Raw genomic sequence first — 24,848 nt, 5'->3', positions numbered from 1 at the left:
GCGCCGGTATCTTTGATTTTATAAGGTTGCCATCTTTAGTTTGTGGCTGTTGATAAACTCTTTAATGCTATCGTCCAGTGTGGGCTGTCCAATCTCCTGCAAATCATAGTAAACCCGTGTGTTAGGATGATTGATTTTAACGATGCGATTCAGATCAATAGGCGTGCCAATGACTACGCTGTCGCAGGGTACCTGATCAATGGTGGCCTGCAAGTCATGGATCTGCTCATCACCGTATCCCATGGCCGGTAGCAAGGTACCAATATTGGGATAGATGCGATAGGTCTCTGCCAGCTTGCCAACAGCATAGTCTCGCGGATCAACAATTTCGGCGGCCCCAAATTTAAGGGCAGCTACGGTGCCTGCACCCAGCTTCATCTCGCCGTGTGTTAAGGTGGGGCCATCTTCAATAACCAGCACCCGCTTGTCTTTTATCACCCTGGGATCATCCACATGTATGGGCGAGGCACCATCAATAACGGTGGCCGTAGGGTTAACCTGCGCTATGTTGGCCCGCAGCTTATCGATGTCTTCCGGTGCCGCACTGTCCATTTTATTAATCACCACAATATCGGCCATGCGCAGATTCACCTCACCAGGATAATACGATAATTCATGATTAACGCGGTGAGGATCGACCACGGTGATGAGTAAATCGGGGCGATAAAAAGAAAAATCATTGTTACCGCCATCCCATAATATCACATCGCAGCCATCCGGATCATTTTCAGCAGCTTCTATGATGGCCTGATAGTCAACACCGGCATAGATAACGTTGCCCCGCACCACGTGGGGCTCATATTCCTCCATCTCCTCAATGGTGCACTGATGATAGGCTAGATCCTCAACCGTGGCATAGCGCTGTACTTTTTGCTTCACCAGATCGCCGTAAGGCATTGGATGACGAATGGCCACTACCTTTAAACCACGTGCCATCAGTAGTTCAATTACTCGGCGAGAGGTCTGGCTCTTACCACAACCGGTACGCGTGGCACACACGGCAATAAGGGGTTTATTACTTTTTATCTGCGTGTCGTTGGGTCCAAGCAACATAAACGATGCACCGGCAGCATTAACCCGTGCCGATACATTCATAACTCGCTGATAAGGGATGTCGCTGTATGAAAAGACACAAACATCGGCTTCCTTCTCAAGGATTAACTTTTCCAGGTCATCTTCGGCAAAAATTGGAATGCCGTTCGGATAGAATTTGCCAGCCAGTTCGGGCGGGTACTTGCGTCCATCGATGTCGGGTATCTGAGCCGCCGTGAAGGCCACCACCTGATAATCGGTATTGTCTCTGAAGAAAGTATTGAAGTTGTGAAAATCTCTACCGGCCGCACCGATAATAATAACTTTTTGCATAGTATTGATGATTGGTTTAGTAATAATTAACTGATTAAGCGGCCGTTATACGGCCATACTATAAATGTACCGCAACGATAATTAAAAGACCAGTCTCCTAAACATGTTAAGAAACAGGGTGTTGTACTTGAAGAGCTCCAATTATTAATGTATTTTTATAAGTTTGTCCCATGAATTTTCTGGCACATTTATACCTGTCGGGCGATAATCCCCACATTCAGGTTGGCAATTTTATTGGCGATCATGTAAAAGGCCGCGATTACAATAAATATGCACCTGATATCCGTAAGGGGATTTTGTTGCATCGTAAAATTGATCATTATACCGATACGCATCCGGTGGTGAAGCAGAGTATAAAACGTCTAAATGCAGGTTATGGGCGCTATGCCGGCATTGTTACCGACGTGTTCTACGATCATTTTCTGGGTGTTAACTGGTCGGCATATAGTGCGGTACCCCTTAATGAATATGTTAGTGATGTGCATAAAGTGCTGATGCGCAACTATTTTAAATTGCCGCATAATGTGAAACGGTTTTTACCCTTTATAGTGAAGAGTCGTCGCCTGGAAAGCTATGCCACACGTGCCGGTATCGAGCGTAGCCTCAACATTATGGCGCGCCATTCGTCACTGCCTGATAAGGGTTGGTGGGCGATGGAGCAGATGGATCTTCATTACCATGTGTTCAACGCGGAGTTTATTGAGTTTTTTGATGCACTTAGGCAGATGGTCAATCAGCTTATGGATGAGGATCTATGACAGGCCTTACGCGTTGCCATTGATGGCTCTCATCATTCGATCCTTGCCATTAATATCTTTTCGGCATACAATATTTTTATATCCCAGACCGTGCAGCATGGTTTGCATCTCGGCAGCCAAAAATTCATTGATTTCAAAGTATAAGCTCCCCCCGGGCGATAGCATCTTGAGGGCATGTTGCGCTATGCATCGGTAAAAAATTAGGGGATCGTCGTCTGACACAAAAAGAGCACTGTGTGGCTCGTGATCCAGTACATTGGATGCCATCATCTTTTTTTCCAGATCACGTACATAAGGAGGATTACTTACGATACAGTCAAAAAGGCGATCATCAGGGTGATGCGCTAGTATGTCTACCTGCTCAAAATTAAGCGCTGCCTTGTTCATACGGGCATTATCGGCAGCCGTTGCCAGGGCATCGGGTGATATGTCCCAGGCTGTGAGTGCACAGTCCGGCTTATATACTTTCAATGATATAGCGATGCATCCGCTGCCGGTGCCAATATCCAAAATGCTTTTCGCTTCCGATTCATCGGCCAGTATCCAGGCTACCAGCTCCTCCGTTTCCGGGCGCGGTATTAAGACGGCGGGGTTTACAGTAAAGGGTAAGCCATAAAATTCACAGGTGCCCAGCAGATACTGTATGGGTACCTGTTTCTTTAAGGCGCTGGTGAAGGACTCCAGCTCATCAAGGATGCTCTGCGGTAGGGGCTCACGGTTCAACAACAAGAGTTGTGTATTATCTACTTTTAAAATATGCTGCAGCAGTAAGCTGGCAAACTGTCTTATCTCCTCTTCTGCGTATAGGCCCTTAAGCTCCTCGGCCAGTAGTGCCTTGAATTGATGAATCGTAATGCCGTCCATTTTTTGTATCTTGATCGGCAAAATTACGAAACCCAAATGAATCATCGAGCTGAAGCGGAAAAATATATGCAGCGCTGCCTGCAATTGGCACAAATGGCCGAAGGGAATACCTATCCTAACCCCATGGTGGGTAGCGTCATCGTTCACAACGGTGCAATTATAGGTGAGGGTTATCACCAAAAGGCCGGGGAGCCCCATGCCGAGGTGAATGCCGTTCGTTCGGTAAAGGACAAGTCTTTACTGAAGGAAGCTACTTTGTATGTTAATCTGGAGCCTTGCGCCCATTACGGCAAAACGCCGCCTTGCTCTAAAATGATTATTGAGCATGAAATCCCCCGTGTTGTGGTAGGCTGTATCGACTCCTACTCGGAGGTAGCCGGTAAAGGTGTGACCATGATGCAAAAGGCAGGAGTGGAGGTGGTGACGGGTGTGATGGAGCAGGAATGCCTGGCGCTCAACCGTCGCTTTTTTACCTTTCACAATAAAAAACGGCCTTACATCATTTTAAAATGGGCCGAAACCCAGGATGGTTTTATTGATATTGATCGTAAGGAAGCCAATTATGGTCAGCCCACCTGGATTACCAACGCCTGGGCACGCCGTGCTGTGCATCAGCAGCGTGCAACCGAGCAGGCCATACTGGTGGGAACACAAACGGCTCTGAAGGACAATCCCTCGTTGACGGTGCGCGACTGGGTCGGCCATCAGCCCTTGCGTTGTGTTATAGATCGCAAGGGTATTCTTAGGAGTGATACCCATTTACTGAATAGACAACACAAAACCGTTATTTATAATTCCCTTAAGACGTTGGCCGATGGCATGAATGAATATGTGAAGCTGGATGAGAGCGGAGATTGGTTTAGCCTGATATTGAATGACCTGTGGCAACGGGGTGTTCAGTCTCTTATTGTGGAAGGCGGGCGATCTACCTTGCAGCAGTGCATAGATCAAAATCTTTGGGATGAAGCCTTTCGCTATGTGGGAGATGTTGTGTTTCAGCAAGGTGTTGAGGCACCTCAATTCCGGGGTGTGCTTAAGCAACAGCTAAATTTTGGAAGTAGTCAGTTAAGGGTGTATCATAATATTTAGTACTTTCCCAATGTAGAATATCTGATCGCAGCTTATGGATTTTATCGACAGCATACCGCCGCTGGTTATCAATATAGTAAAAGTAGCCTATGTGTTTGCCATGTTGGCTATTGTGTTTGTTGTGATGCTCGAAAATCGCAGCCCATTAAAAGCGATTCCGTGGATGCTTGTTTTGCTTTTTGTACCCGTTTTAGGAGTGGTTTTCTTTGTTTTCTTTGGTCAGAACCTGCGTAAAGAAAAGATAATACGACGCAAAGGGCTTAAAAATCATGACTTAATAAGCGATATAGCCCATGCACAAAGCCATAAAATAGCAGAGGGAAGTCTGGAGGGCATGGAAGGGATGGACAATAATAAGAAGCTGATACAGCTATTTTTAAAAAATTCGTCTTCGATACTTACCATTGGCAATGGCGTGGAGGTGCTCAATAACGGCAACGAGACTTTCCCTGCCATCATAAAAGCCCTTAAGGCAGCCCGCCATAGTATTCATTTGCAGTATTACATCTTCGATCAGGATAAGATTGGAACTGAGATAATCAATATCTTAAAGAGCAAGGCCAGCGAAGGGGTTGAGGTGCGCCTTATTGTTGATGATGTGGGCAGCTGGGAGCTCAAGCGACCCTTTTTCAAGATGCTTAAATCACATGGGATAGAGGCCTACAGCTTCCTCACGGTGCGTTTCCCTTCACTTACCTCAAAGGTTAATTACCGCAATCATCGTAAAATAGTGGTGGTGGATGGTGAAGTGGGCTTTGTAGGAGGCCTAAACGTGGCTGATAGATATATTAGTGGTAACCCTTCCTATGGCATATGGCGCGATATGCATTTACGAATCACCGGAGATGCCGTGAATGCATTGCAGTCGGTATTTTTTGTGGATTGGTATTTTGTGAGCCAGGAAGAGATTGCCGGTCCACAATATTTCCCCCATAAGAAACCCATTGGCAACAGCCCGGTGCAGATTGTTACGAGTGGTCCCGATTCTGACTGGCCAGGCATTATGATGGGTTACCATCAGGCCATTGCCGGTGCTAAAAAGTATGTATATATCGAAACACCCTATTTTATGCCCGGCGAAAGTATTTTAACCGCCCTGAAGGCCTCGGCCATGGGCGGTGTTGATGTACGCATTATAATACCAGAGAAGAGCGATGCTTACTTTACGGCCTTATGTTCCAAATCTTACATCAAGGAAATGATGAGCTCCGGTGTTAAGTTTTACTTTTATCAGCCCGGTTTTCTGCACAGCAAGATGATGGTGGTGGATGATGAGGTATGTACCATAGGAACAACTAACATGGATTTCAGAAGCTTTGAGCAGAATTACGAGGTGAATGCATTTATTTATGATGAGCAAAAAGCCAAAGAGGTAAAGACTTATTTTATGGACGACCTAAGTCAATCTGTCATTGTTGACCCTGATGAATGGCATAATAGAGCGCGTTGGCAAAAGGCTAAGGAGTCCTTTGCACGCCTGTTTAGCCCCCTGCTCTAAAGAACCCTCTTACCCTTATTTCTCTTATTAATTTAATTACATAAATGGATATCCCACACTAATATAAGCACGGGGCTTCCAATCATCGGTATTAGTTCCCATAATCAATGAGATGGGACCAATAAAACTGTTGATGGAAATCCCGCCACCAAAGCCCAGCACACGCTCGTTGGCACCCAGAAAAAAAGGTTGCCCGTCAAAGCGTGTGTTGCCATAGTTGGGTGCATAAATACCGTTAGCTACGGCGTGCCCATAAATCGTTTTGGTGATATTAAAGTTAAATTTAACACTGGCCAAACCATAGTTTTCAGCTATTTTTTCGCGGTAACGAAGGCCTACAAAAGCAGCATCTCCCGTACTAATATTATAGGCCGTTCCGCCAATGTAGTGCATATCAAAAAAGGGGGCATCGTCGGAAAAGGCAGCCAATGAGAGGCATGTTTCAAAATAGGAGGTTTCAGATACGCTAAACATCTTGTTGTAACGCACCGATCCGGCAAAATAATGTTTTGAAGGTACTAATATGAATGGGTCAATGGCTGCTTGTCCTTCAGGGCTTCCCCGATATAGCTCATAGGCATCAAGGTTGAACTTAGCGGCGATGTGCAGGTGGTGTCCTTTGGTGGCAAAAAAGCGTTTGTTTAAAGTATTGCGGTCAATACTAAATGAACCGTACAGAAAACCATTACCAAAGCGATTGGCTCCGTCAGCAAACAAGTCGGACAGACCCGAATCCTGACTTGTCCTTATTTCTTCCCAGTCAACTTTAGCCGTGATAATGGTCCTTGTTTTGTACGAAAGAAACAGGCCGGCGCCGGCTTGTGTCTTATAATAGTTGAGTGTTCCTGCGGTCTTTGAGCTATTTTGATAGATGGGCAATGGGGTACGTTCGAAATATCCATTGCCGATAAACCCCGTGGCCTGCTGCTCACCCAGATAGGCAATCATCTCACCATATATTCGGGGTTTCTCCGAAATGTCAGCCGTAAGCGACAGGCGGCTGTTTTTCAGTAGTATATTTCGCAGGGTAATGTTTGAGATAATACCGGCTTTCAACTCATTATCGTAATGAATAGAGAATTTGGCGCGAGCCAGACCGGTCTCCTCAGTATTGAAAATAAGCACATACTTGCTATCGATATATTCCAGGTCGTAGGTGATGTGCTTGTAGAAGCGGGTTCCAATTAATCGCCTGATACCTATATTGATATCATCAACGCTTACTGTATCGCCTATGTGAATACCTAATTTGGTATAAAAGTAATTGAGTGATACATTCTTTCGATTATTAATTTTAATATCGGAAACGATAACCTCCTTGGGCGTGCAACAATTATTTGCCTTACTGTTTTCCTTTCTTCCCATGGAGTTGATAGAATCGGCCAACTGCTTTAACTTCTCCAGCTGCTTTTGCGCTGCCTGTTCACCCCTTTCAATAATTGCAGGGCCGTCAAAAAAACTGGCCGTTGTGTAGGGTTTAAGTTCTGGGGTAATCAGGTAGTCCGTTTCTTCAATGGAGCGCTTAAGTGTTGTAGTGCTGCCAATCATGGCTGAGGTCATCAGTATCTCAGTAATACTCTTCAAATCTTCTATGTCGGTATCATCACTACTGCCTACATTGACGCCAATGATGATGTCAGCGCCCATCTGGCGGCACAGCACCGTGGGAAAATTGTCCATCACACCACCATCTACCAGATACATTCCGTCAAATTCCACGGGTGTAAACACTGAAGGGATGGCCATGCTGGCCCGCATTGCCCGTGCCAGGTCTCCATCCTTAAACACATAGGGTTTACCATTTACCAGATCAACGGCCACACAGCGAAACGGGATGGGAAGCTCATCGAAGCTCTTACAACCCGCCACATGCCAGGTAAGGCTCGACAGTAATTCGGAAATACGTTGTCCATGAACCATTCCGGGAGGAAGCTGCAGTCCCTCACGGCTTACGTCAAACTCCAGTTGAAAACGGTTATAATCAGTCTTTTCTTCGGGCACAACATCTTTTAGAGGTATCTCATCACCCAGCACAACCGCCCAGTCAATATTATTCACGATAGAATCCATTTCATCGGCCGTGTAGCCCGAGGCATAAAGCCCTCCAATAATACTGCCCATACTTGTGCCTGTGATGTAATCGGGTTGAATACCCACTTCTTCCATAACTTTAATGACACCAATATGCGCCAGCCCCTTGGCGCCGCCACCACTTAATACCAGCCCAATTTTCGGGCGGGTAAGCTGCTCCTGCGCCGTCATTGGCGCAATACATGTTATGAGTGTATAAAATAAAGTTATGCTTAGAAGTTGCTTCATAGGCTTTTACAGGTTGTTTTTGATTAAAATAACTGAGCCATACATGTCGGGTAACTCCACAAACTCCTCTGGTATGGTGGGGCTGAATTCGTCAACTGCTTTTCGTACGCCATCCCAATTATGATTATAATCGTGTATGATGAGGCTACCTCCCGGACTTAGGCGCGGATAAAAATAGCCGAGTGCATCGAGGGTTGATTGGTACAGGTCGGCATCGATATGAACCAGGGCATATACCTCCTCCTTAAGTCCCTTGGTTGTGTCGGGGAAAATGCCTTCACGGATGTGTAGCTTCCGTTTATCACCATCGATATAACCAAGTACTTCTTCGGGCGTTGTATTATCAAAGTTCACAGTTTGAGGACGTACATTACCATCGCAATCTTCCTTAATCACCTGCTTGGGTAGCCCACTAAAACTGTCGAAAAGATAAAAATCTCTATCGGGCAGCATCTGATGAATTAACTTGGCTGTTTCTCCTTTGTAAACACCCAGCTCAGCCACTGCGCCTTTTATCTTGCGTGAGTTAATTCGTTTTAGCTGCAGCCACAGTGCATAGAAACGTATTTTATCCTTCTGCTTTCTTTCCAACTTAATGGTGGCCTTGTCCACCCCTTTCTTGTTCTGGGCATCGAGCCAGGCATAAGGTTTAAATAGTTTATGAGTGTAAAAACTCCAGAAGTAACTGAGGGCCGTTAGCACCAACAGGTTGAGCAGGACTAAATTAAGAAATTGTAATAATGTCATTCGATAGCTTACTTTTAACAAATATAGCTCAAATTTTAGGGAATTGAGTGCTTTTTAGGTCAATTGGAAAAATTGGCGCATGAGTTAAAATATCGGCTTATTGAAATATGCGTTTGCATGAATTTTTTTAATTCAATGGCTGATCCATTGATAAAAATAAAAGGTCTGACAGCAGCTCGCACATTACTAAGATGGAGTTAAGATTAGGTACGAAGACAGAGCCTTTTTACAATTTAATGTAACGACAAGGAGTTGCAGATAGGGGATAAGTGGCGGGGTAGATAATGCGCCAGGAGAACTGTGTTAGGCAGCTCAAAACCGGAGTAAAAGAGGTGTTTATATTAAAAAAATTGATTAGACAATTCAACTGCTCTATAAACTATCTAATCAACATTGTCTTTAAGTCATCATCCATCCCCGGAGTTAGGGCACTTTTTTTGACTGGCAGGGTAAATTTTAATACTGATGACTGGCAATGGCATCGCTCAACACTTCCAGAAACTTTTTAATGGGTTTGCTGGCCATCATTTTAATCATTGGGTTCATATCTGCCTTAATGGTGAGCTTTACACGCGTATCGTCTTCGGCCATCTCTTTCAGCTGAATCCATAAAAAGAAGTTGAAAGGAGTTTTTCCTTCTGCCGTGAACTTAATTACTTTCGGTGCTTCTTTATCAACTATGCGCAGGCCCACTTCACCCACCGGGTCAATGGAAAATCGACAGCTGTCGCCAAACGACTGCCAGTTATTGATCTTATCTTTGGGTATTACTTCACCAAAATGATCGAAGTCTGACAAGAAATCAAACATTTTTTCGGCAGGGTGTGTAGCTTTCTTAATAGCACTTTCGAAGGTGGTCATAATAATAGATTGTTAGACTAATAGACTGTTAGACAATTAGATTTGAGAGGCAGGGTGACTTACAAGCAACAGATAAAAGGATCGCATCTTTACAGCCTGTTAATTAAGATGCGATCCTTATTCATATTTTCAACTGGCAGCCAAAAGCTATCAGCTTGATTACTTCCTCCAGTTAGCCGGATCTTTTCGCCACTCTTGCAAGGTAGCCACATCATCATCCGAAACGTAACCTGATGCACTGGCAAAAGGAATCATCTGCTGGTACGAACTTAAAGTAGTAAGCTCCACACCCGCTTTCTCAAAAGCCTCAGTTGCAACAGGAAAACCGTATGTAAAAATGGCCATCATACCCAACACTTCGGCACCCGCCTCACGGATGGCTTCTACAGCCTTAAGACTGCTTCCTCCTGTTGAAATTAAATCCTCAATCACCACTACTTTTTGTCCCGGCTTAAGGTCGCCCTCAATCAAATTGGTTAAACCATGTCCCTTGGCAGCTGATCGCACATAAATAAAAGGCTTATTAATGGCATCAGACACCAAAGCACCCTGTGCAATAGCACCGGTGGCTACACCGGCAATCACGTCTGCTTCGGGGTATTTTTCCAATACCAAGCGTGCAAACTCTAACTTAATAAAGTCGCGTACTTCGGGGTAAGACAGCGTTTTACGATTATCACAATAGATGGGTGAATTCCATCCTGATGCCCATGTAAACGGGTTTGCAGGTTGCAATTTAATTGCCTTTATTTGCAACAGCTGTTTGGCTACAATTTCCGCTAATTTTTCCATACCGCAAATGTATAAAGTTTTTTTCAAGGATAGAACTCTTTTTTTGACCGATGCACTGGAGCAGGATTTAACACAAAACTTTGACGCACTGCACAAATACACCTCGCACCATGAGCTACAGCAATTTATTGAAACCTTTGAACAGAATGAACATTTAATGGTTGGTTATGTCTATGGACGTAATAAAGATTTTTTGCTGGAAGCCCTGAAGAAATGCTATCATTTTATTACCGCGGCGGGAGGCCTGGTTATCAATCCCAACAATGAGTACCTCATCATTCACCGCCTAGGCGTTTATGACCTACCCAAAGGTAAGACTGAGGCCGGCGAGACCTTCAGAAAAACGGCGCTACGTGAAGTTGAAGAGGAATGTGGCTTAAGCGATCTGGCTATTCGTCATCCTCTGCTCTCTACTTTTCATACCTACCGTCAAAACGGTGTTTTTTACCTGAAAGAAACCGCCTGGTTTTTTATGGATTATTTTGGTTTTGAAGTACCTACCCCACAAAGCGAGGAAAACATTACCAAGGCAGAATGGATGAAAAAAGAGGAACTTACGAAGGTATACAAAAGCACTTACCCATCTATTTTAGAAGTCTTCAACAAAGCCGGATTGAGCCTATAAATTACCCTAATTGAATTTTAATATTGGTGTAAGCCGGCTATAGCGAATCAATTTACCCACTCCGATTGTTTACTTCAGCAGTTCTCCTTTTTAACAGTTTTACAAATAAGCTGTTAATATCTTGTTAGTTATTAGCAGGTACAAAGGTTTACAGGATCGTTACAAACTGTTAAATTCGTAACAACAATAAACACCCTGTGATGCCCGTAGCCGATGATCATTTCCCTGAGCACAAGTTGAAGCTGCGTCTCGACGCCGTTAATGCGGAGCTGATACGCCTGCGAGAGAGCCACAAGAAACAGACGATCAAGATTGGTAGCCTGCGCCTTTGGCTGGCTTTCACCCTTGTATTTTCGTTCACCCTATTCCTGTTTTTACTCCTTCAGGGCTTTATACGAATACCCACTACAAACAATACTTCAGAGCTTATCATCCAAACCGATACCGTGTATATCGAAAAGCCTATTAACCCCGACTCCCTGCAGAAAATTACCTATAACACGCATCCTTCAGCTTTGCGAAAGGAAGGATACGATGGCGTACTATTTGCCATTCAGATTGGTGCCTATAAAGACCTTGACCTAAGTGAATACAAAGATAATATGCTAGGCCTAAAACAAGATGACTACGAGAACATACATCAGTTTACACTGGGAGAGTTTGTTGACTACGACGAGGCTGTTAAATTTCTCTCCATTGTGCAACAGATGGGTTTTAAACAGGCACACATTATGGCTTTTAAAAACGGCTACCGTATCCGCCTTGAAAATGCACTGGAACTACGCCGTAAAAACATGACACAAGCATCCGAAACGGGACAGATAACTACTACACAATATTAACAAGAACATAACAGCCCGGAGGAAAGCATCGTACCGGACCGTTGCGTATTGGTTTTAAGCCCACTATGATTCCGACTTTTCTGCTTTCCCACCTTCTTTCTCAGCTTGTTCCGCTGCCTTTTCGGCGGCGGCTTTAGCGGCCTTAACATGCAACTCTTCACGTATGTAAGTAATAATCTTCCAACGTTCCTCAGGCAATATCTGTGCTCCATGGGCACCCATTACGCCATAACCAACAGTAATCACCTGAAATATCTCACCATCCGGGTTGTTGCGTATCTTTTCCGAATTAAGATCAGCAGGCAGGAACAGATATTTCTGCGAGGTATATAAGTGCCCTTTACCATCTCCCAGGCCGCCATGGCAATGCAGGCAGTAGATATCGTAAAGGCGTTTCCCTTCCGCCAACACATTAGCATCATGAGCATAAGGATTGACCAACTCCTGACCGGCCCAAATGCGGTTGACTTCAGTCTTCTCAAAATCATAGGGCACCATTTCACGTGGAACGGTTCCTTCCACCGGCAACTGATTGGTGCGTCCGTTGGCCCAATTGGGGTTGGATGTATAAGTTTCATAGGCCTGCGACTGCTCCATGTCAGGGAAATAGCTGTAACCCGGCTTATTCCGATCCTTATCACAAGCGGTCAGCAGCAACAAAGCGAGGACGGTAACACCCATTGTTTTTAATGCAGATAAATACTTCATCTCTCTAGCGAATATTGTCATAATCAAAGCTTTCTTTTAAAAACGGATGATTTTCAGGAACGACGGGTGCCTTTGCAAAAGCCGCAAAGAATACCAGCAGAAAAATACCGGCTGTCATAACCGTCATACCAATCTCCAAAATACCAAATTCAGCATGCCCCACAGCGCCAGGCATTATGCCCAGGTACATATCTATCCAATGCCCCACAAAAGCAATGATAGCGGCCAACAACAACCAGTTAAGCTTACGTTTGGTACCCCGTGCCATTAATATTAGGAAGGGCGCCAGGAAATTAACGATAACATTGGCATAAAACCACCCTTCAAAGTCCTGTATGCGCTTCACATAGTAAATGGTTTCTTCCGGTATATTACTGTACCATATCAACAGATATTGCGACACCCACAGGTAAGCCCAGAAAATACTAAAGCCAAACAGATACTTACCCAAATCGTGCAAATGCTCCTCGTTAATATGCTCCATGTAACCCATACGACGGAGTACAATAAGCAATATGATAATGACGGCAATGGCTGTTACAAAGGTGCTGATAAACATATACCAGCCAAACAGCGTACTAAACCAATGAGCATCAATGGACATAATCCAATCCCAGGCCGAGGTAGAACTGGTAACTGCAAAAATAACAATGAATATTCCGGCAATGGTGCGTTGCTTATGAAAAAGCCGGGTATCAGCATCTTCATCCGTTTTCAGCGAAACCCTCCTGAACCACAAAACCAACAGACTCCAAATAAGGATGTAAGCCACCGTGCGAAGACTGAAAAACAATGGATTCAAATAGGCTGCCTTGCCCTGCAACACCTCATCAAGCTGCTCAGTATGACTCCAATGGTATATATCGTGCATGCCTACCAATACCAGCAGCATAAAAACTCCTCCCACGGGTACATACATCGACATGGCCTCAGGAATGCGCTGTACCGCCGTTTGCCATCCCGATTCGCCCAAAACATGCACAATCACAAAGAAAGCGGCACAGATGGCAATGCCAAGAAAGAAAAAGCCATTGAGCAGCACATTGGCCCATATACGGTGAGTGTGGTCCAGATTCATCGCCATGCCTGCCATTGCCAACACGGCCCCAACAAGAACAACCGCGATTACAGTGGATCTTATCTTTTTCGAAAATTCAAATGACTTATACATAGTTTATAATTGTCGAATTGATTATTTGTTTCAAGTCCGAAGTCCTCTATTCACAGCACCAAGCCCGAAACTTTCCATTTTCAATTAATAATAGATGATAAGCAAATTGAGCTTTGTTCAACTCATTTCAGACAATGCCATTCGTCTCATTACTCACATCTCATTACCCATATATTTTTATATATCATGCCGCTTAACACCCTCAGCACCTGCCTGACTCAATGCCGCTTGCAATACATCACTGTTACCTTCATTCACTTCCAGCACAATCTGAAAACGATCGTTGGTCACTTCCTCATCAAATATTATGGTATCGGCACCCGGTCCCAACTTGCTACTGATTAAAAAACCAAATACCAGGGCAAAAGCGGCCATCAAAACAGTCAGCTCAAAAGTTACCGGTATAAAAGATGGAACTGATAAGAAGGGCTTACCCCCAAAATTCAGTGGCCACGCTTCGGTAAATACCCAAGCCTGAAAACCAAAGCCAATAGCAGCTCCCATCACACCGGCCACAAATCCTGCTCGGGGCAAACGCGAACGACGCATCTTTAATACCTTATCCAATCCATGAACGGGGAAGGGGGTGCGCACATCTGCAATATCAATGTTATTGTTCTGTAAGGTGCGAATGCCCTCTATAAGATCCTTATCATCCCAATAATAGCCTGTTACATAAGATTTTTGTGCCATAATTACTTTCCTTTCTTAATAAACTTTTCGCTTGAGGTTTTTAAAACACTTTTCACCTCGGCAATAGCGATTACCGGGAAGAAACGGATAAATAAAAAGAAGAGCGTGAAGAAGAGCCCGAAGGTACCCAGGTAGATACCTACCTCTACCCATGTTGGAGAATACATACTCCAGCTCGACGGCAGGAAATCGCGGTGCAGCGAGGTAACGATAATTACAAAGCGCTCGAACCACATACCGATATTCACAAAGATGGAAATGATGAAAGTAGCCACAAAGCTGCGACGTATCTTCTTGATCCAGAAAAGCTGTGGCGTAATTACATTACAGGTCATCATTATCCAATAAGCCCACCAATAAGGGCCGAAAGCCCGGTTGATAAAAGCATATTGCTCATACACCACCCCCGAGTACCAGGCAATGAACAGCTCTGTGATATAGGCAATGCCCACAATGGAACCCGTGGCGATGATAATCTTGTTCATGCTCTCCAGATGGGCACGGGTAATATAGGCTTCCAGATTAATAGCTTTTCGCGTTATAATCATAAGGGTAAGCACCATGGCAAAACCTGAAAATACAGCCCCCGACACAAAGTAAGGAGGGAAGATGGTGGTGTGCCAACCGGGTATCACCGAGGTGGCAAAATCGAAGCTTACAATGGTGTGTACCGACAATACCAGTGGTGCTGCTAATCCGGCCAATATCAAACTCATGGATTCGTGACGTGCCCAGTGACGCGCTGATCCTGTCCAGCCAAAACTCAGGAATCCATATATTTTCTTTTTAATTCCTTCCTTCAGACGATCGCGTATGGTGCCAATATCGGGGATAAGTCCCATGTACCAGAACAATAGCGACACCGTTAGGTAAGTGGAAATGGCAAAAACGTCCCACAATAACGGGGAGTTAAAATTCACCCACACATCACGCGTATTAGGATAGGGAAAGATAAAGAAACCCAAAGGCAAGCGTCCCATGTGGAGAAGGGGAAACAAGCCGGCACACATTACAGCAAAGATGGTCATAGCCTCTGCACTGCGGTTGATGGAAGTACGCCATTTCTGACGGAACAACAACAAAATGGCGGATATAAAGGTACCGGCATGGCCAATACCAACCCACCACACAAAGTTAGTGATGCCCCAGCCCCAGCCAATGGTTCGGTCAACACCCCAGGTGCCAATACCCTGCCACACAGTAATAAAGATGGAAAAAAGGCCAAAACCCAGGGCAATTAAGGCTAATGAAAGGCCGCCAAACCAAAATTTCCCGGCCTTACCGGTCATCGGGGCATAGATATCCTCGGTAACTTTAGTATAGCTTTTTTCACCACTAATCAGTGGCTCTCTAAGAGGTGATACATGCATTAGCTTAGGGTTTTATTTTTGTCTTTATTTCTTACTTTCGTTAGGTACACTACAGATGGTAGGGTGTGTAACTCTTCGAGCAAGCCATATTGGCGGGCATCTTTTATTAATTGAGATACTTTACTATTGGGATCGTTCATATCGCCAAAAGTGATAGCATCGGCAGGGCAAGTTTGCTGACAAGCGGTTTTAATTTCTCCATCGGCCAATTGTCTCCCTGCTTTCTTGGCGATTAGCTTCTTATCCTGAATGCGTTGAATACACATGGAGCATTTTTCAATGACCCCTTTGGCACGTACCGTCACATCCGGATTGAGCACCATGCGTTTCAGGTCAAGCGTCATGCCCGCCACGTCCACACGGTTATTGGGTATGGCATCGGCACCGGTATAATCGAACCAGTTGAAACGACGCACTTTATACGGACAGTTATTATTGCAGTATCGGGTACCAATGCAACGGTTGTAAGCCATCTGGTTAATTCCTTCCGAACTATGGTTGGTTGCAGCCACCGGACATACATTTTCACAGGGTGCATTATCGCAGTGCTGGCACATTACCGGTTGCCGCACAACCTCAGGGTTGTGGCTATCTCCTGCATAGTAACGATCCAGGCGAAGCCAGTGCATCTCATGCGAGCGACGTACTTCGTTACGCCCCACCACGGGCACATTATTTTCGGCCGAACAGGCGACCACACAGGCGTTACAACCAATGCACGAATTCAGGTCGATGACCATACCCCAATGATGACCTTTGTATTCATGCTTTTTATACAGCGAGGTATGCAGTTTCTCTATTTTCGCATGCATCTCATTGCCCGATGCCGGATTATTCAGATACTCCGAAATGGTTGTTTCTCGCACTAAGGCACGTCCTTCCATGGAGTGGTGCGATTGGGTGGCCGCTAATTCATAAGTTGCTCCGGTGGCGGCAGCTTCCACTTTGTGCACTACATAGGAGCGATGCCCCTTATTTAATGTCACTAACGGATATACATTCTTGCCCAAATCAGTGGCCACACGCCCCGCATTGGAGCGACCATAACCCACTGCAACAGCTAATGTGTTGCGCGCCTGACCGGGTTGTACCAACACAGGCAACTCAACACCATTCACATCCAATACATCACCTTGTGACCAGCCCCTCAAGGCAGCAAATGCAGGTGAAACAGATACATAGTTGTCCCAGCAAACACGCGACACAGGCTCGGGTAACTCTTGCAACCAGGGGTTGTTGGCCAGTGTACCATCACCCAATGGCACATTCTGATATAAAACCAATTCCAGATCGTTTGAAGAAGCCCTTGAACCAAAGTTTCCCCTTGCATTTGATGTATTATCCTCCCTGAATGCTAAGCTCGTCCCCTGCCGATTAGTATCTTCTACAATACCATCGCGCAGGCTTGTCTTCCAAAATGTTTCGAACTGCTTGCCTTGAGCTAAGGATGGTGTATAAATATTTTCTTTCCAATATAGTTTGATATAATCGTAGTAAGAACCTTCAATACCAGCCCAGGCCATCAAGTTTTCTTGCGCTATACGCGTTTTAAAAAGCGGACGAATGGCAGGCTGGGTGAGGGTGTAAACACCCTTAATCAATTCCGTATCGTCCCAACGCTCCAAAAAGTGAGGAGCAGGTAATTCATAGTTACAAAGCAAAGATGTTTCGGTTTGCTGCGATTGAACAGCCATCCGAAGCGGTACTCTTTTAATGGCCTCTTCAGTGCGGCCGTTAAGCGGTGCATGATAAACAGGATTAGTTTCCCAAAAAAGAACGCCCCCTACTTTATTGGCCTCCATGCGACTTAGCAAAGCATCATAGTTAAGATCACTCCCTTGGTACAAATTAATCGGCTGATCAGTCAGGATGGTCTTGCCATAGTTATTCAACAAGTGATTAATCTTTACTACTAAACTTTGAATAGCCACATCATTACTGCCGGAAACCACCAGAGACTGAGCTCTGTGTTTCACCAACTCATCGGCTACCTTATCAATTTCATCGGGGCCTTTTACCATTGCCACCACTAATCCCGATCGATGAGCAACCGCCAAATACAAGCTATTCAGGTAATATCCTTCATCCATTGCCGACATGGGTACCCGCTCATCGGCATTGGAGCCTGTTAAGCTCATAATGGGCTCAAACTGAATATGACGCATCATTTCACGCTGCCCCCCTGTGAGTTTTCTTGCCGAAGAATACTGCCTGCCAAAGGCAGTTGGTTGCAACCAGGTTCCCAGAAAATCGGCGTTGAAACCCACTACCAGCTTTGCCTTATCGAAGCGGAAAGATGGAATAATGGCCTCGCCAAAACTTTGTTGATAAGCCTTACGCAAAGCCGAATAGGAGAAGGCATCAAAGGTTTCGTGAACCACAAAGGGGTACCGTGCCATAAAATCTGCTATCAGCTTTTGGGTAGAAGGACTGATTATACTAGGTGTAACAAGGACAAATTCTTGGGAGACATCCCAGCTTGTTAAAATCTCTGACATTTTTGCATCCACATCGTCCCACCGAACAGGGTTGCCGTCAATGGTTGGCTGAGCCGGACGCGACTCGTCATATAAATTCAATAAAGAAGCCTGCACACGTGCCGAAGCAGATCCACCCGTCATCTGGCAAAGATCATTACCCTCAATTTTGATAGGACGGCCATCGCGCACCTTCACCAGGATGGGCACCATCTCGGCACCATCATAAAAGGTAGATGCATAATAGTTAGCTGTTCCGGGCTTAACTTCCTCGGGCTGTATTAAATAGGGGATAGCTTTCTTAACGGGCCGCTCGCATCCGGCTAAAACTGCGGCCGAAGCAATACTAAAGCCGAAGTACTTCAGAAAGTCACGACGGGTATTTTTAGACGAATCCGCATCAGAAAATACAACAGAAGATTTCTTCTCTTGCGGAACTTCTTCAGCAGGTAATAAATCTTCAAGGCTTCTCCAGTATTCTTTCATCGCTTTAAATTTATTTTTCAATGGCCAGATGGAACTCCCAAATAAATTTGATCATCCGCCTGTGTCTTGATTTGGACAATCAAATTTGCATGGCCGTTTCATATTTTCTTTATTTAGCATCAAAACACAAGTGTAGAGATGCTTCTTATCTTGTATCTTAAATATCATTCACAATTAATGATGACATTTCATACAATCGTTAGCGCCAATATCAACTGCCTGAATAGAGTCTCGAACACCTTCTGCTAAATCTTTGTGTAAAGCTTCAAAGGTTTTGTAATAATCGTTACCCATAAAGTTCACCTTTGTCTCCTTATGACAATCGAGGCACCACTTCATCGACAAATCATGTTCCTGCTTAAGAATATGCATTTCTTCCACCACACCATGGCATTCCTGACAGTCGCGCTCTCCCACATTAACATGCTGAGCATGACTGAAGAAAACGTGATCGGGTAAGTTATGTATGCGCACCCATTCTATGTCTTTGTTATTTTCGTAGGCATCCACCACCTTGGCTATTTCAAACTGCCCTGAGTTAGTGCCGTTGCGCACCACTTGGTGACAGTTCATACACATTCCGGCACTGGGAATACCGGCCGACTTACCTTCGTCGGCGTTAGAATGACAATACAAACAATCAATTTTATTGTCTCCGGCATGTATCTTGTGCGAGAATTTAATAGGCTGATCCGGCATGTAGTCCTCGCTTCTTCCCAGATCAATGGCTTCGTGTGCCACCAGCTTCAACTGATAGCTGACTCCAAACACAATGATTAACACATGAATGGCCTTGTAAGGCAACTTCTTAGTATAGAACAAATCCACCAGGGCAACGGTCATCACCAGGCCCAATAAAAGAAAAAGCAGAAGTTTATTCATTGACAATGGCGGGTCATCAAGCCCTGTATCGACAAGCTGCTTCAAATAGCCTTGCAAGTGAAAAAGCTGCTCATCGCTTAACTGATAGCGAACGTGAACTTTCTCGCGCAGGGCCCCCGAGGGTGTGAGCAAGTGCTCTTTAAAAGTAGCCAAATCCATGTCGGCAGCTACCTTGGCCATTTCCAAAGCCGAAGGGTTCCAGTTAATGGTATCCGCTGAGTGCGTGGTGTGACAGGACACACAGGATTGGGCTCCTAAACCAGCGGGTATCAAACCATAAAAAAGTCGCTCACCAACTTTTAAATCAGGCGCCGGCTCGCTTTTTTGCGCGTAAACCTGAATCGTTAATAACGAGACAGCATACAAGGTAAGAAAGGCACCGAAAAACTTTAGTATGAATTTACTTTGGAAAGGGGACCTGAATAAAGTCTTTACCATAATACATTTCAATTAGTTTCTGAAGAGTGTCACTGATTCTGAAAGCTAGTTGAACACCACTCAGGTTCTTTTATATTTTGTTGTTATTTTTTAACAGTTACCAGTTTCAATGATTGATAACGAACCAAGGCATAAATTGTTTATGCCCGTGTAAGATATTCTAAAACTGCTATTCTTTAATTTTTTCGGTAAGCTTTTGCACTAGCTTATAGTTGTTAAAAAACTCTTTAGCTACTACTCGAATAATGGTATAAACCGGAATGGCCAGAAACATACCAATAATGCCCGACATGTATCCGGCAGCCAGAATAAGTATAAATATCTCCAGGGGATGAGCACGCACGCTGGCCGAGAAGATAAAAGGCTGAAACACTAAATTATCGAGCAATTGCACAATTAAAAAAACAATGAATACCCCAAACATATAATGCATAAAATCGGGTGGCACCAGCATTTGAACATACACAACGATGGCAACCAAAAAACCAAAGAAAGCACCAATAAGCGGACCCATATAGGGTATTACATTAATAAAGCCGGAGAATAACCCAATAATAACGGCATGCTGCAAGGCCAGTCCTACCAAAGATAGCCCCAGGGTAACAAAGGCACTAATGAGAATAACCTGTAGAATGATACCAATAAAATAACGCCGCAATAAGGTTTTTATAGAACCCAGCATATGGCGCAAACCTCCTTCGTAATGATTGGGAACAAACAATAGCAGTCCTTCAATGAGCAACCACTCCTCTTTAATGAAAAAGAAAGTGATGAACGAAACACTGAAGGCGAAAATAAATACCCCGCCCAAAAAAGCAACCAGGCTGGAGAAGATATCCCGCAAACGTGAAAAATCGAAAAAAGTAAGTGCTGTTTCCTTCAGCTGCTCCTCCACAACCTCCAACCCAGCCCGGCCAAACTCTGAATCTCTCAAAAAACCAAGGGTAGTTCCGAATAAGCGCTCTGACTTATCAAAAACGGCATTTAAGTCCACACTTGACAAAAAATGAATCTCCTTTACCACAAAGGGCACACTCGCCCGAAAAAACAAAAGTACAAAAACCCAAAGGGTGACCACCGTAAGTAAGGCCCCCAGCGTATTAGAAGGTTGCCACCTTTTTATCTTCAGTCGTTTAATTACATCAAATATCGGGCGGGCCACTAACGACAAAACAGCCGAGACGATCAGAAATGAAACCACCGCTCTGAAGTACCAAAGGAGAAAGATGGAGACACAGGCAATAATGAATCCAAGAAAATATTTAAGACGCTCACCCATGTTGATATCAATTTGAAAACTAAAATATAAGCACGACAAAATATCCTGTAAAATCAAGTTAACGAAGCGAAATTGAAACATCATTCGTCAAAAACTTCCTTATGTTAGTCGCTGAAAAAGAAGTATTAACCACAAGGGCACAGCCGCATAGAAAATCTCACGAGGGGAAACACTATTTTTGCTGTACCAAACCTAAATGTGAAACCATGAGAGGAGCAATTGTAGGAGATATCATTGGGTCGGCATTTATCCATTCGCCGCACACAAATATTGATTTCCAACTTCTGAAACCCATTTCTTCCTATACGGATGACACCATACTAACCATTGCCACGGCCGATGCCATCCTAAACGGGATTGCCTACGACACCGCCTTAAAGCAATGGACACGAAAATTCCCCAGGGCAGGTTATCAGCCCGAATTTCTGGAATGGGCACTCAGCGATAAGCCCACAGAGATATACAAGAGCAGGGGCGACGGAGCTGCCCGGCGCATTAGTCCCATTGGCTTTGCAGCTCCCTCACTTGAGGCAGCCATGGCGGAGGCCGAAAAAGCAACGATCATCACCCACGTCGACCCTGCAAAGATTAAAGCCTCAAAAGCATTCTGTGGTGCCATTTATTTAGCACGTGAAACTCGCAATAAAGAACAGGTGAAGGCATTTATGGAAGAGGAAATAGGTTATGTCCTGCCTCAGGAATGGAATATAGACTGCGCGACTGCACTACAGCGAAAATATCAATCACCAGTACCCTGCGCCATCATGGCTTTTTTACATGCTTCCAGCTTTGAAGATGCCATACGCAAGGCCGTGCTAATGGGCGGTCCCAGCAACACCATCGCAAGCATTACCGGAGCCCTGGCGCAAGCCTATTACCAGCACATACCCAAGGCTATTATGCGCAAATCGTTAGTTCGCCTCTCCGGCGCATTGGAAGAGGTGATGATAGCCTTTGAGGAAACTTATTGTCGGGAAATGAGTATTGATAAGCAATTGCAGCCTAATTTTCAGAATCAATAAACTAAACAGCGGCTAAACATTATGCTTAGCCGCTGATCTTAATATTATTTGAACCATGCCCGCTTATATGCTCAAGGCATTTTTTACCTTTTCATCAAGCAAGGCCAGCTTCAATACCTCCGACACTTCTTTTACAAAATGGAAGTTAAGACCTTCCAGATAAATATCGTTGATCTCCTCGATATCCTTTTCATTTTCTTGCGAAAGAATAACATCGGTGATGCCGGCCCGTTTGGCCGCCAATATCTTTTCTTTAATACCTCCTACGGGCAGTACTTTACCCCGCAAGGTAATCTCACCCGTCATTGCCAGGCGTGCCCTTACCTTACGCTGCGTAAAGGCTGAGGCCAGCGATGTAACCATGGTAACGCCGGCTGAAGGACCATCTTTCGGTATAGCACCTTCGGGCACGTGCACATGCACATTCCACTCATCAAAAGCTTCATTCTTAATACCTAGCTTTTCAGCGTTGGCCTTCAGGTATTCAAGAGCCAGCAGGGCCGACTCTTTCATCACATCACCCAGATTACCCGTCAGGGTAAGCTTCCCTTTTCCTTTACTCAGGCTTGTTTCAACAAATAAAATCTCACCGCCTACAGCTGTCCATGCCAAGCCTGTAACGACACCGGCCGTTTCATTGTCCTGCCATTTATCCTTTGAGAAACGAGGCACACCCAGGTAAGTGGTTACATCCTTAACAGAGATGGTCTTCTTCAGATCTTCCTCCTTGGCAATCTTAAGCGCTACCTTACGGCACAATTTCGCCAACACCTTATCCAGTTCCCGCACGCCCGATTCGCGGGTATAGGACTCCACAATGTACGACAGTACTTTTTTACTTACCGAGATGGTTCCCTTGGCAATACCATGGTTTTCCATCTGCTTAGGTAGCAGGTGACGCCGGGCAATCTCCGTCTTTTCCTCCAGAATGTAGCCACTCACATCAATCAGCTCCATACGGTCAAGTAAAGGTTGTGAGATGCCACCCAGGGTATTGGCGGTAGCCACAAACATAGTTTTTGACAAGTCGAAATCCACCTCCAGGAAGTTGTCATGAAAATGCTCGTTCTGCTCAGGATCTAATACTTCAAGCAAAGCAGCCGAAGGATCACCGTGTGCACTGGCATTTACTTTGTCAATCTCATCGAGTATGAAAACCGGGTTAGCGGCGCCGGCCTTCTTTATGCTCTGAATGATACGGCCCGGCATTGCACCAATATAGGTTTTACGATGACCACGTATCTCGGCCTCATCATGCACACCACCCAGTGACATACGCACGTATTTGCGCCCCAGGGATTCGGCAATGGATTTACCAAGCGATGTTTTACCCACCCCAGGAGGGCCGTATAAACAGATGATGGGCGACTTTAACTCACCCTTTAACTTGAGCACTGCCAGGTGTTCAAGAATGCGCTCCTTTACCTTATCAAGCCCATAATGATCACGATCTAATATACGCTCGGCACGATTTAAATCGTAGTTATCCTTCGTAAACTCATTCCACGGCAGGTCAATGAGGGTCTGCAAATAGTTATGCTGTACAGAATACTCGCCGGCTGCCGGATTCAGGCGCTGCAACTTATCGAGCTCCTTCTTAAAAAGATCCTTAACTTCTTTGCTCCATTTTTTCTTCTTGGCCTTCTCCTTCAGGTCTTTGATCTCCTGCTCAATAGGACTTGAGCCCAGCTCATCCTGAATGGTCTTGATCTGCTGCTGCAACATATATTCACGCTGCTGCTGATCAATATCCTGTTTCACCCGGCTCTGTATATCGCTCTTCAGCTCCTGCATCTGCACCTCACGTGCTAAATGCTCGAGCAACAACATCCCCCTTTCAAACAAGCTGTTCTTATCCAGTAATTCCTGTTTCTGCTCAACACTGATATCGGAATTAGAGCACACAAAATTGATAAGAAAGGCATCGTTTTCAATATTTTTAACGGCGAAAGAAGCCTCAGGTGGCACATTGGATGATGCTTTTATCACGCGCAACGATAAATCCTTAATTGAGCTAACTACCGCCTCAAACTCACCTTTCTGCGCCTCATCAATGTCATCATCCAGCCCCTTCACTTTGGCCTTATGGTAAGGCTCATCGGTCACCATCTCCTCTAACTGAAAACGCTTTTTACCCTGTATAATCACCGAAGTGGAATTATCAGGCATTTCCAGCACCTTGATGACTTTCGCCACGGTACCAATCTCGAAAAGATCGTCCTTTTGTGGATTATCGTCCTTGATATTTTTTTGTGCTACTGCACCAAAAACACCTTTTGACTTTTGTATATCGCGAATTAACTTCAGTGATTTATCCCTTCCAATAGAAATGGGAATGATTACCCCCGGAAATAGAACCGTGTTACGCAGGGGTAATATTGGCAGTATGTCAGGCACTTCAAAAGCCCTGACATTTTGTTCATCTTCATCCGTTACTATTGGAATAAACTCAGCATCAGACTCAAAAACATCAGACACAAGCATCGTTTCAAGACCAAATTTATTATTATCCATATATATCATCTCTTATTGGAAGTCATTTATGACAATTTGTCGGCTTGA

At 44.8% G+C, this 24,848-nt stretch carries 20 protein-coding genes; 6 read left to right on the top strand and 14 right to left on the bottom strand.

Translation table 11 applies throughout. From position 1 onward, the window contains the following. Positions 1-18: 18 nt before the first annotated feature. Positions 19-1,365, bottom strand: coding sequence for a cyclic 2,3-diphosphoglycerate synthase (locus ACRD7A_RS12880; protein WP_430811492.1), 1,347 nt, complete (start codon positions 1,363-1,365; stop codon positions 19-21). Between the two features lie 170 nt (positions 1,366-1,535). Here ACRD7A_RS12880 and ACRD7A_RS12875 point away from each other — a divergent pair, with 170 nt between their 5' ends. Further along, the gene (locus tag ACRD7A_RS12875; RefSeq protein ID WP_430811491.1) at positions 1,536-2,123 is read left to right on the top strand and encodes an acyl carrier protein phosphodiesterase; all 588 of its coding nucleotides are present in this window, start codon (positions 1,536-1,538) and stop codon (positions 2,121-2,123) included. A gap of 6 nt (positions 2,124-2,129) precedes the next feature. Here ACRD7A_RS12875 and prmC read toward each other — a convergent pair whose 3' ends face one another. Further along, positions 2,130-2,987, bottom strand: coding sequence for a peptide chain release factor N(5)-glutamine methyltransferase (gene prmC, locus ACRD7A_RS12870; protein ID WP_430811490.1), 858 nt, complete (start codon positions 2,985-2,987; stop codon positions 2,130-2,132). 36 nt (positions 2,988-3,023) lie between these two features. Between prmC and ribD the strand changes: the two genes are divergently transcribed. Both ribD and cls read left to right on the top strand, forming a co-directional pair. After that, the gene (gene ribD, locus ACRD7A_RS12865) at positions 3,024-4,076 is read left to right on the top strand and encodes a bifunctional diaminohydroxyphosphoribosylaminopyrimidine deaminase/5-amino-6-(5-phosphoribosylamino)uracil reductase RibD (protein WP_430811489.1); all 1,053 of its coding nucleotides are present in this window, start codon (positions 3,024-3,026) and stop codon (positions 4,074-4,076) included. 34 nt (positions 4,077-4,110) lie between these two features. Continuing rightward, positions 4,111-5,574, top strand: coding sequence for a cardiolipin synthase (gene cls, locus ACRD7A_RS12860; protein WP_430811488.1), 1,464 nt, complete (start codon positions 4,111-4,113; stop codon positions 5,572-5,574). 36 nt (positions 5,575-5,610) lie between these two features. Here the strand turns inward: cls and ACRD7A_RS12855 are convergent, their stop codons facing one another. The 4 genes from ACRD7A_RS12855 to pyrE all read right to left on the bottom strand — a co-directional run bounded on the left by ACRD7A_RS12855 (position 5,611) and on the right by pyrE (position 10,293). After that, positions 5,611-7,893 (bottom strand): patatin-like phospholipase family protein, encoded by a 2,283-nt coding sequence (locus tag ACRD7A_RS12855; RefSeq protein ID WP_430811487.1) that lies wholly within the window; start codon positions 7,891-7,893, stop codon positions 5,611-5,613. 6 nt (positions 7,894-7,899) lie between these two features. Next, positions 7,900-8,640, bottom strand: a complete 741-nt coding sequence (locus ACRD7A_RS12850; protein ID WP_430811486.1) for a TylF/MycF/NovP-related O-methyltransferase — start codon at positions 8,638-8,640, stop codon at positions 7,900-7,902. A 456-nt stretch (positions 8,641-9,096) separates the two neighbouring features. After that, a complete protein-coding gene (locus tag ACRD7A_RS12845; protein WP_430811485.1) occupies positions 9,097-9,501 on the bottom strand; it encodes an SRPBCC family protein in 405 nt (134 codons plus the stop codon). 159 nt (positions 9,502-9,660) lie between these two features. Then, complete coding sequence (gene pyrE / locus ACRD7A_RS12840) at positions 9,661-10,293, bottom strand: orotate phosphoribosyltransferase (protein WP_430811484.1); 633 nt, start codon at positions 10,291-10,293, stop codon at positions 9,661-9,663. 7 nt (positions 10,294-10,300) lie between these two features. Between pyrE and ACRD7A_RS12835 the strand changes: the two genes are divergently transcribed. Next, positions 10,301-10,918, top strand: a complete 618-nt coding sequence (locus tag ACRD7A_RS12835; protein WP_430811483.1) for an NUDIX hydrolase — start codon at positions 10,301-10,303, stop codon at positions 10,916-10,918. Between the two features lie 200 nt (positions 10,919-11,118). Then, positions 11,119-11,760: a hypothetical protein gene (locus tag ACRD7A_RS12830; protein WP_430811482.1), complete on the top strand. Its 642-nt coding sequence runs from the start codon at positions 11,119-11,121 to the stop codon at positions 11,758-11,760. A gap of 63 nt (positions 11,761-11,823) precedes the next feature. Here ACRD7A_RS12830 and ACRD7A_RS12825 read toward each other — a convergent pair whose 3' ends face one another. The 7 genes from ACRD7A_RS12825 to ACRD7A_RS12795 all read right to left on the bottom strand — a co-directional run bounded on the left by ACRD7A_RS12825 (position 11,824) and on the right by ACRD7A_RS12795 (position 21,264). After that, the gene (locus ACRD7A_RS12825; RefSeq protein ID WP_430811481.1) at positions 11,824-12,468 is read right to left on the bottom strand and encodes a c-type cytochrome; all 645 of its coding nucleotides are present in this window, start codon (positions 12,466-12,468) and stop codon (positions 11,824-11,826) included. A 4-nt stretch (positions 12,469-12,472) separates the two neighbouring features. Beyond that, the gene (locus tag ACRD7A_RS12820) at positions 12,473-13,639 is read right to left on the bottom strand and encodes a hypothetical protein (RefSeq protein ID WP_430811480.1); all 1,167 of its coding nucleotides are present in this window, start codon (positions 13,637-13,639) and stop codon (positions 12,473-12,475) included. Between the two features lie 177 nt (positions 13,640-13,816). Next, positions 13,817-14,332 (bottom strand): DUF3341 domain-containing protein, encoded by a 516-nt coding sequence (locus tag ACRD7A_RS12815; RefSeq protein WP_430811479.1) that lies wholly within the window; start codon positions 14,330-14,332, stop codon positions 13,817-13,819. Between the two features lie 2 nt (positions 14,333-14,334). After that, positions 14,335-15,702, bottom strand: a complete 1,368-nt coding sequence (nrfD, locus tag ACRD7A_RS12810; RefSeq protein WP_430811478.1) for an NrfD/PsrC family molybdoenzyme membrane anchor subunit — start codon at positions 15,700-15,702, stop codon at positions 14,335-14,337. After that, on the bottom strand, positions 15,702-18,665 hold the full coding sequence (locus ACRD7A_RS12805) for a Fe-S-cluster-containing hydrogenase (RefSeq protein ID WP_430811477.1): 2,964 nt from the start codon (positions 18,663-18,665) through the stop codon (positions 15,702-15,704). Before ACRD7A_RS12805 ends, nrfD begins: the two co-directional genes overlap by 1 nt. 174 nt (positions 18,666-18,839) lie before the next feature. Beyond that, on the bottom strand, positions 18,840-19,985 hold the full coding sequence (locus tag ACRD7A_RS12800; RefSeq protein ID WP_430811476.1) for a cytochrome c3 family protein: 1,146 nt from the start codon (positions 19,983-19,985) through the stop codon (positions 18,840-18,842). A 169-nt stretch (positions 19,986-20,154) separates the two neighbouring features. After that, entirely contained in the window at positions 20,155-21,264 is a 1,110-nt protein-coding gene (locus ACRD7A_RS12795; protein ID WP_430811475.1) for an AI-2E family transporter, read from the bottom strand. A 206-nt stretch (positions 21,265-21,470) separates the two neighbouring features. Between ACRD7A_RS12795 and ACRD7A_RS12790 the strand changes: the two genes are divergently transcribed. Beyond that, a complete protein-coding gene (locus tag ACRD7A_RS12790; RefSeq protein WP_430811474.1) occupies positions 21,471-22,286 on the top strand; it encodes an ADP-ribosylglycohydrolase family protein in 816 nt (271 codons plus the stop codon). A 63-nt stretch (positions 22,287-22,349) separates the two neighbouring features. On the opposite strand, the gene lon is transcribed toward ACRD7A_RS12790, so the two are convergent. Continuing rightward, a complete protein-coding gene (gene lon, locus ACRD7A_RS12785; RefSeq protein WP_430811473.1) occupies positions 22,350-24,800 on the bottom strand; it encodes an endopeptidase La in 2,451 nt (816 codons plus the stop codon). Positions 24,801-24,848: the final 48 nt, after the last annotated feature.

Source organism: Carboxylicivirga longa (assembly GCF_050589825.1).
Lineage (GTDB): Bacteria > Bacteroidota > Bacteroidia > Bacteroidales > Marinilabiliaceae > Carboxylicivirga > Carboxylicivirga longa.
The sequence above is the reverse complement of the archived record's forward strand: the minus strand, read 5'-3'. Positions and strand labels throughout refer to the sequence as shown.